The organism is Humidesulfovibrio sp. (genome assembly GCF_035560995.1).
Lineage (GTDB): Bacteria > Desulfobacterota > Desulfovibrionia > Desulfovibrionales > Desulfovibrionaceae > Humidesulfovibrio.
Map to the genome: position 1 here is coordinate 1 of NZ_DATMYK010000119.1, position 7,668 is coordinate 7,668.

A 7,668-nucleotide genomic window follows, 5' to 3' on the forward strand; every position below is an offset into this window, starting at 1 on the left:
GCATGTCGGCGTCCTCGCGCAGCACCAGCTCGCGCAGGTGTTCGGGGCGAAAGTGGGAGAGGATGGACAGGGCCTTTTTCGGCCCCAGCTTGTCGATGCCGATGAGCAGGCGGAACAGGTCGCGGTCGTCGCGCGTGGTGAAACCGTAAAGGTCCAGGGCGTCCTCGCGCACGATCATGTGCGTAAAGAGCTGCACCTCCCCGCCCTTCTGCGGCAGGGAGACCAGCGCGGTGCTCGGCAGGGCCAGCTCGTAGCCCACTCCGCCGGGGGTGACGACCACGCAGCCCTTGGCCGTGAGGTCCAGCAGGCGTCCTTCCAGGTAGGCGATCATGACTTGGCCCCCGTCAGCTTGCGCATTCTGCGCTCGTTCAGGTGGCAGATGGCCACGGCCAGGGCGTCGCTGGCGTCCAGCGCCCAGTCGGGTTTCTTCACGCCCAGAATCTGCGCCACCATGAAGGCCACCTGCTCCTTCTCGGCCCGGCCCACGCCCACCAGGCTCTTTTTGACCATGGTGGGCGGGTACCCGGCGACGGAGAGGCCGGCCACGGCGCAGGCGGCCATGGCCGCGCCCCGCGCCTGGCCGAGCTTTATGGCCGAGGCGCTGTTCTTGGCCACGAAGACGCTCTCTATGGCGGCCTCGTCGGGCGCGTGGGCGGCTATCAGCTCGGCCACGCGGGAGTAGATGACGCCGAGGCGTTCGGCCATGTCGCCCCCGCTTGGCGTGCGGATGGTGCCCACGGCCACGAGCTCGGCCCGGCCGGAGGCCTCGCGCACCACGCCATAGCCGGTGACCTGGCTTCCGGGGTCGAGCCCCAGCACGGCCACGGGCGCAGCCATGCTACCCCAGCTCTTCCATGATTTCGTCGGTGAAGTCGGCGGTGACGTAGACGTTGGACACGTCCTCGTTCTCCTCCAGGTTCTCCATCAGGGTCATGACCTTGCGGGCCGTGGCCGCGTCCACCGGGGTGAGGTTCTTGGGCAGCATGGTCAGCTCGGAGTTCTCCACCGCGATGCCCGCGTCCTCGAAGGCCTTCTCCACCGCGGAGTAGTTCTCCGGGGCCACGCGCACCTCAAGGGTGCCCTCTTCGGCCACCACGTCGTCGGCGCCGGCCTCCAGGGCCACTTCCATGATCTGGTCCTCGGTGTACTTGGCGGCATCGAAGGAGAGCACGCCGCGCTTGTCGAACATCCAGGCCACGCTGCCGGGCTCGCCCATGTTGCCGCCGGCCTTGCCGATGATGTGGCGCACTTCGGCGATGGTGCGGTTCTTGTTGTCCGTGGCCACCTCCACCAGCATGGCCACGCCGCCTGCGGCGTACCCTTCGTACATCATCTCAAAGATTTCGCCCCCGGCCAGCTCACCGGTGCCCTTCTTGACGGCCTGCTCGATCTTGTCGTTGGGCATGTTGGCGGACTTGGCCTTGGCGATGACTGCGCGCAGGCGGGCGTTCATGTTGGGATCGCCACCGCCCTTGGCCGCAAGGATGATATCCTTGGTGATCTTGGTGAACACGGCGCCCTTCTTGGCGTCGGTCTTGGCCTTGGCGCGTTTGATCGTGGCCCATTTGCTATGTCCGGACATGAATCCTCCAAAAAAGTATAATATGGGGCCCTGCGGCTCCGAAACAGAAAATTCTACAGAACCTCGCCCCGAAAGCCAAGCCCCAGAATGAAGGTCTCCTTGCTTTCCGCGCGGGAGCTTTTGGGCTTGAAGCCGCGCACCTTTTCGAACCAGGGCCGCAGCGACTCCTGAAAGGCCTTGGCGTCCGGCCCCTCAAAGATCTTGGCCACGAAATCGCCGCCAACCTTCAAGCGGCGCAGGGCCACGTCGCGGGCGCGCTCGCACAGCTCCACGCTGCGCGCCTGATCCGTGAACTTCACGCCCGTGGTGCGCGGGGCCATGTCGCTCATGACGAAATCAAAGGGCAGGTGCGGCTCCATGAGGGCCAGAAGCTCCGGCGTGTCCTCGAAGGCGTCGTGCACAAGAAACTGGACATTCTCCGGGAATTCCTGCTCCGTGGACTGGATGTCGAGGGCGAGGACAAAGCCCGCCGGGCCCACCTTCTTGGCCGCGAACAACGTCCAGGAGCCGGGCGCGGCCCCAAGGTCCAGCACCTTCAGGCCGGGCTTCAGGAGCGAGAACTTGGCGTCCAGCTCCTGCAGCTTGTACACGCTGCGCGCGGGGTAGTTTTCCGCCTTGGCGCGCTTGAAATAATGGTCGCGATATTGTTTCATGGGCCGTCCTGTGCCAGCACCACTAGCGTAATCCGCCCCGCTTGCCAAGAACGCCGCGCCAGCCGCCGCCACCGAAGGAGACGCAATGCCAGAACAGGCCCCCGAGCAGCAGACCGGCCGCCCCAGGCGCCAACGCATTCTGGACGCCCTGGGCCTGCCCAAGACCCTGCCCGCCTCGGCGCAGGACTTCCTGCCGCTCGGCCCGGCGAGACCCGGCCAACAGGACGTGCTGCTCCTGGGCCTCGGCCCGGAGCCGGAGCGCCTGGCGGAGCTGCTGCCCGCGCTGCGAAACTCCAGCCGCGTGGCCTTCATCGAGGCCCCGGAGCTTTCCGCCCAGTTGGGCGAGGACTGGCGCGCGCGCATCCCCGCCCATTGGCATGAGCTGCCCCCGACTGAAGCCTCGGCCTGCGCCCAAACCGCCCGCGTGCTGCTCTACCGTCCCGGCCCGCGCCTGTTCCCGGACTTCTGGGGCCCGCTTCTGGCGCGCTTGCAGGCCGCCTTCCTGCCCCAGGATCTGGCTCAGGCCGTGGACAAGGACTTGGTCTGGCTGCCCGGCGGCGAGGCCGACCTGCTGCGCCGGGAGCTGCGCGAGGCCTTCGAGTCCCTAGGCTTCCGCGTGCGCCAGCTGCCGGACGAAACGGCCGTGCGCGACCTGCTGGCGGGCGGCGAGCGCCCGGCCCTCTACTTCAGCGTGAACTTCCGGGGCCTCGACCCCCTGGGCCAGGCAGCGCACCTGCTGGAAGCCGCCGGGGCCACTGTGGCCGTATGGTGCGTGGACAATCCCCTGCACTTGCTCTCCGGCCTCAAGGCGCGCTTCTGGACGCGGCTGCCGCTCTTCGTCACCGACGACTGGTTCCTTGCACCGCTGCGCAAACTTGGCGCGACGAACGTGCGGCACCTGCCCCTGGCCGCGCGGGCGCTGGATGTGACAGGCCCGGCGCGCGCGCCAGCGCCCGCCTTTGCCGATTTGGCGCAGCGGCTGGCGTTTGTGGGGCGCAGCGCCTTTCCCGGCAAGGCGGACTTTTTCGCGGGCTGTGCGCTTCCGGCGGCCGCCTGGACCGAAGCCGAACACCTGCTGGCCCAAGGCGGCAGGGCGGACTTCGGCTGGTGGCTCACGCGCCTGGGCATAGAAAAACTGTGGCCCGGCACGGAAGCGCGGCGCGCGGGCTTCTGCACCGAGGAAACGGGCAAGGCTTGGCGCACGGCCTGCCTGCGCCGGGCGCAAAAGGATCTCGCAGGAGAGCTGACGGTCTTCGGGCCCCTGGAGGGTGAAGACGGCTGGCGCGGGCTGCTGCCCGAGGGCACGGACCTGCGCGGGCCGGTGGACTACTACGCGGCCCTGCCGGACCTCTGCGCCAGCGCGGGCGCGTGCCTCAACTGCACCAGCCCGCTCTTGCCCCATGGCCTCACCCAGCGGCACTTCGACGTCTGGGCCTGGGGGGGGCTGCTGCTCACGGACGCCACGCCCGGACTTTCGCTCTTCCCCGCCGACCTGACGCGGGAGATCAGCTTCCGCAGGCCGGAGGACATCGCCCCGCGCCTGCGGGAGCTACTAGCCTCCGACACCGCCGGCCTGAAACAGGCCTGGCGCGCGGAGCTGGCCGCGCGGCACACCTATGCGCACCGCGTGCGCACCGTGCTGGAGGCTGTGGGTCTCGCATAGGCCGCAGCCTTCGCCGCAGCCGAAAGCACGACGGCCGGACGCATTCGCTCCGGACATTTCCTGAATGCGGGACAGCAGACCTTCGCAGCGCGCGAAGGCAGAATAAGTACGACGCGCCCACCACGCAGGGGGCGCGAGACGTCGGACAACGCTCGAAAAACCGGCCTCGTTGAGCGGTTCCTCGGCTCAAGCGGAATTATTCTGCCGGGGCGGGCTCGGCCAGCAGGGGCAGCAGAAGCGGAGCCAGGGCCTGGGCCAATATGGCCGCGCCCTTGGCGCTGGGGTGCACGCCGTCGGCCTGGTAGCAGCCGCCCTGGCCCTCAAGGGAGTCCAGGATGTGCGCCATGCAGGGCACGTCCAGGCGGCGCGCCAGCTCCACGTGCATGCGGTTGAAGCGCTCCACGTACTCCTCGGTGTACAGGGGCGGGGCCAGGGGCACCAGTCCGGCCAGGTCCGGGTCGTCGTAGGGCTTGAACAGGTCCATGCTGGTGCGCCAGCCCGCCACGAACACGGCTATGCCCGCCGCGCGCAGGGCGCTGATCATCTTGTACAGGGCGTCGCGGGTCTCATCCAGGGGCAGGCCCTGGTAGCAGTCGTTGGCGCCGAACTCCAGAAGCACCGCGCGCGGCTTGGCCGCGAGGACTTCCTCCAGGCGCTCCAAGCCGTCCAGCGACGTGTCGCCGGACACGCCGAAATCGAGCACGCGCACGCCGCGCGCGCCGCCCGCTCCGGCTTTCACCAGCTCGGCCTCCAGGCGGGCCACAAGGCCGTCCTGGGTGGAAAGGCCCCACCCGGCCACAAGGCTGTCGCCATAGGCGGCCAGGGTGACGCGTTCGTCGTGCTGTGCGGCGAGGCTGGGCTTCTGCTGCATGGCCCTAGCCCTTGGCGATCCAGACGCCGATGGTCCGGGTCTCCTCGGCCCACTTGGCCGAGAGGCGCAGGGTCAGAAATTCCCGGTACACGCTGTCCAGGAGTTCCAGGCACTGCTCCACCAGAAACATCTTCTCCAGCACGCGGGCGTCCGGGTCGGTGTCCTCGCGGTCGGTGGTCTCCACCTTGGGGGTCTTGAGGCCGGACAGGGAAAAATCCGTGTCCTTCAGGGTCAGCTGCCAGCTCTCCGGGTCGCGGTCAAAGCGCAGCTGGGCGCGGTTGACCTTCTTGCCCGTGCGCAGGCCGCTGCGCGCCTCGGTGAGCTCGCCGCTGGGGCTCTTGACCGAGGCCGACTCCAGGCCTTCGCCGTCGCCGCCCTGGACGCTCAGGCGTTCTTCCATGCGCAGGTGGAACTCGCGTCCGTCCGCGTCCTTGAAGACTCCGCCGCGCGCCTCTGTGGCGTGCCACAGCCAGGTGAGAAAATCCTGCCCGAGTATCGTGTTCTCGCGTTCCGCCAGTGCCAGATCCATGCGCTATGCCTCTCTTCCGGTCCGGGCCCGGCTAGATGAAATTCGTGGGTTCAAGGTTCTCCAGGCGCGAGACGACTTCCTCGCCCAGCATGTCCACGGCCATGGCGAAGGGGGTCAGGGCCTCCAGCTCCAGGCCGAAGGAGAGGTTGAAGTGGTCCTCGAACATGGTCTTGACCTTGGAGTTGGTTGTCAAGAGCAGCACGCGGCCGGTCTGCGTGTTCCAAATGGCGTCGAACACGGCCGGGATGGGCAGGCTGCGCGCCCGCAGGCGCAGCATCACCTGGTCCTTGATCTCGCGGCGGCGGTCCTTGGAGATGAAGGCCTTGCCCTCGGCCTTGGCCTGGGTCAGCTCCTGGGCCAGGGCGATCATGCAGTGCTTCTTGAACACGGCCGGGGGAATGCGCCGCGTGTCGAGCCGCAGGGAGAAGCACATGTAGTGCCCCTTTTCCGGCGGGGACTCGGCCCAATCCATGTCCAGCATGTTGTCCAGGTTGCACCAGCCCCAGGAGCGCTCGTCCGTGGTGGCGTCGATATCGCGGAAGGCGTTGTCCTGCAGGCGTTTGGGAACCTCGCGCCAGAGCGAGTCCGGAATTTCCTCCACCACGCGGTAGCGGGTGATTCCAAGGCTTGCGGAGAGTATGGGCACGGGAGCCTCCTTCACGGGTTTCATCCACGGATTACACCGGGGGTGCGGGGCCAGGGGTACCGGGAAAGGGCGCTTCTGTCCAGCGGCCCCGGCAGGGAGGGCGCTGCCCGCGTTCATCATGCCGCCCCTGCCAGAGCCCTTGCCAGCCGCCCCCTGCGGGGCTATCTTCCCGCACATGGGGTGGGCCCTGTCCCGCAAGGAGGATACCATGAGCGCTGACGCAACCGCCAAACTGGCGGATTTTCTTGACGAGAAGGCCAAGCAGGTCAAGGCCATAGAGACCGAGGCCGAAGCCATCATCCACGGCAAGGGCGACCAGGCCGGGTATGAGGCCAAAATGCGCGAAAAGGCCGCGCTGCTCTCCAAGCTCTCGGGAGAGGCCGCGCCCCTCGTCGCCGCCCTGGGCCGCGGCCTTGCAGATGACGCCGCAGAGCGCCTGGACGGCTTCTCACAGAACGCTGCCATGTCCCTCAAGGTGGGCAGCGTGTTCTTCATGTCCGCCCTGCTCTACCCAGACGAGCACAAGGCGGGCGAGCCCAACAACCTGGAGCTCTTCGCGGCGGAGGTCCGCGGCTGGGCGTAAACCCAGGCGGCACACCCCATGCGCGGTACGTTTACCCCCCCGCGCCTGCGCCTTCTGGTGCAGGCTGGCTTTGCTTTGTTCCTGGCCTGGACCGCCGTGCGCTTTCTGGCCCACGTGCGCTGGGCCCTGGGCGAGACGGAACTCTGGACGCCCAAGCCTCCCGCTGTGGAGGGCTTCCTGCCCATCAGCGCGCTGATGGCGGCCAAGCGCCTGCTGTTCACCGGAGCCTACGACCCCATCCACCCGGCCGGGCTGACCATCTTCCTGGCCATCCTGGGCATGAGCCTGCTGCTGCGCAAGGGCTTCTGCGGCCAGCTCTGCCCCGTGGGCTTCATTTCCAACGCCCTGGAGCGCCTGGGCCGCAAGCTGGGCGTCATCTGGCAGCCCGGCCAGACCGGGCGCAGGATCATGGCCGCGCCCAAGTATCTGCTCTTCGCGGGCTTCGCCTATGTGACCCTGAGCATGAGCGCCGAGGACATCGAGGGTTTCCTGCGCGCGCCCTTCAACTTCGTGGCCGACACGCGCATGCTGCTCTTCTTCCAGCATCCCTCCGCCCTCACCCTTGGGGTGCTGGGCGTGCTGGCCGCGGCCTCGGTGGTGATCCCGGCCTTCTGGTGCCGGGCCCTGTGCCCTTACGGCGCGCTCTTGGGCCTTGTGTCCTGGCTTTCGCCCACGGCGGTGACGCGCGATGCCGACGCCTGCGTTTCCTGCGGGCGCTGCGCCAAAGCCTGCCCCGTGGCCCTGCCGGTGGACAAGACCCTGCGTGTGGCCTCACCCGAGTGCCAGGGCTGCCTGGAATGCGTGGGGGCCTGCCCGGTGCCGGGCTGCCTGGGAATGAGCGTGCTCGGCAGGCGCATCCCCTGGTGGAGCATCGCCGCCGGGTGCCTGGCGCTGCTCATTGGCGCCTCGATTGTGGCCGACATGCTCGGCCTGTGGCAGTCGCCCATCCCCGCGCCCATGGTACGACGCATGCACATGCTCATGCTGGGCAAGGTGCCGGACTTCTAGTCCCGCGCGCGCAAAATGAGCGAATGAAACGGCAAAGCGCCGTCCGGGCAGAACCTGGGCGGCGCTTTTTCATTGCAGGGCGAGGCTGCCCCGACGTCAGTAGTCCAGGGTGTCCAGGCGCACGCGCTTGGCG

General features: G+C 68.1%; 10 protein-coding genes. 3 read left to right on the forward strand and 7 right to left on the reverse strand.

Annotated elements, in window-relative coordinates; translation table 11 throughout:
* From ruvA to VN419_RS04745, 4 genes are all read right to left on the reverse strand, one after another.
* The coding region (ruvA, locus tag VN419_RS04730) for a Holliday junction branch migration protein RuvA (RefSeq protein ID WP_325644975.1) at positions 1–331 on the reverse strand (331 nt) is incomplete at its 3' end.
* Positions 328–837 carry a crossover junction endodeoxyribonuclease RuvC gene (gene ruvC / locus VN419_RS04735; RefSeq protein ID WP_325644977.1) on the reverse strand — a complete coding sequence of 170 codons (510 nt, stop codon included), beginning with the start codon at positions 835–837 and terminating at the stop codon, positions 328–330. The genes ruvC and ruvA, both read right to left, overlap by 4 nt.
* A 1-nt stretch (position 838) precedes the next feature.
* Positions 839–1,582, reverse strand: coding sequence for a YebC/PmpR family DNA-binding transcriptional regulator (locus VN419_RS04740; protein ID WP_325644979.1), 744 nt, complete (start codon positions 1,580–1,582; stop codon positions 839–841).
* A 53-nt stretch (positions 1,583–1,635) separates the two neighbouring features.
* Positions 1,636–2,235 carry an RlmE family RNA methyltransferase gene (locus VN419_RS04745; protein ID WP_325644981.1) on the reverse strand — a complete coding sequence of 200 codons (600 nt, stop codon included), beginning with the start codon at positions 2,233–2,235 and terminating at the stop codon, positions 1,636–1,638.
* A gap of 85 nt (positions 2,236–2,320) precedes the next feature.
* On the opposite strand from VN419_RS04745, the gene VN419_RS04750 reads away from it, so the two are divergent.
* Positions 2,321–3,898, forward strand: coding sequence for a glycosyltransferase family protein (locus VN419_RS04750; RefSeq protein WP_325644983.1), 1,578 nt, complete (start codon positions 2,321–2,323; stop codon positions 3,896–3,898).
* 196 nt (positions 3,899–4,094) lie between these two features.
* Here VN419_RS04750 and VN419_RS04755 read toward each other — a convergent pair whose 3' ends face one another.
* Genes VN419_RS04755 through VN419_RS04765 form a run of 3 tightly spaced genes read right to left on the reverse strand, consistent with a single transcriptional unit; the run spans position 4,095 to position 5,944 of the window.
* Entirely contained in the window at positions 4,095–4,769 is a 675-nt protein-coding gene (locus VN419_RS04755; protein ID WP_325644985.1) for a GDSL-type esterase/lipase family protein, read from the reverse strand.
* Between the two features lie 4 nt (positions 4,770–4,773).
* The gene (locus tag VN419_RS04760) at positions 4,774–5,298 is read right to left on the reverse strand and encodes a hypothetical protein (RefSeq protein WP_325644987.1); all 525 of its coding nucleotides are present in this window, start codon (positions 5,296–5,298) and stop codon (positions 4,774–4,776) included.
* A 31-nt stretch (positions 5,299–5,329) separates the two neighbouring features.
* Complete coding sequence (locus VN419_RS04765) at positions 5,330–5,944, reverse strand: hypothetical protein (RefSeq protein ID WP_325644990.1); 615 nt, start codon at positions 5,942–5,944, stop codon at positions 5,330–5,332.
* A 208-nt stretch (positions 5,945–6,152) separates the two neighbouring features.
* Here VN419_RS04765 and VN419_RS04770 point away from each other — a divergent pair, with 208 nt between their 5' ends.
* The gene (locus tag VN419_RS04770; RefSeq protein WP_325644994.1) at positions 6,153–6,527 is read left to right on the forward strand and encodes a hypothetical protein; all 375 of its coding nucleotides are present in this window, start codon (positions 6,153–6,155) and stop codon (positions 6,525–6,527) included.
* An 18-nt stretch (positions 6,528–6,545) separates the two neighbouring features.
* Positions 6,546–7,535: a 4Fe-4S binding protein gene (locus tag VN419_RS04775; RefSeq protein WP_325644996.1), complete on the forward strand. Its 990-nt coding sequence runs from the start codon at positions 6,546–6,548 to the stop codon at positions 7,533–7,535.
* Positions 7,536–7,668: the final 133 nt, after the last annotated feature.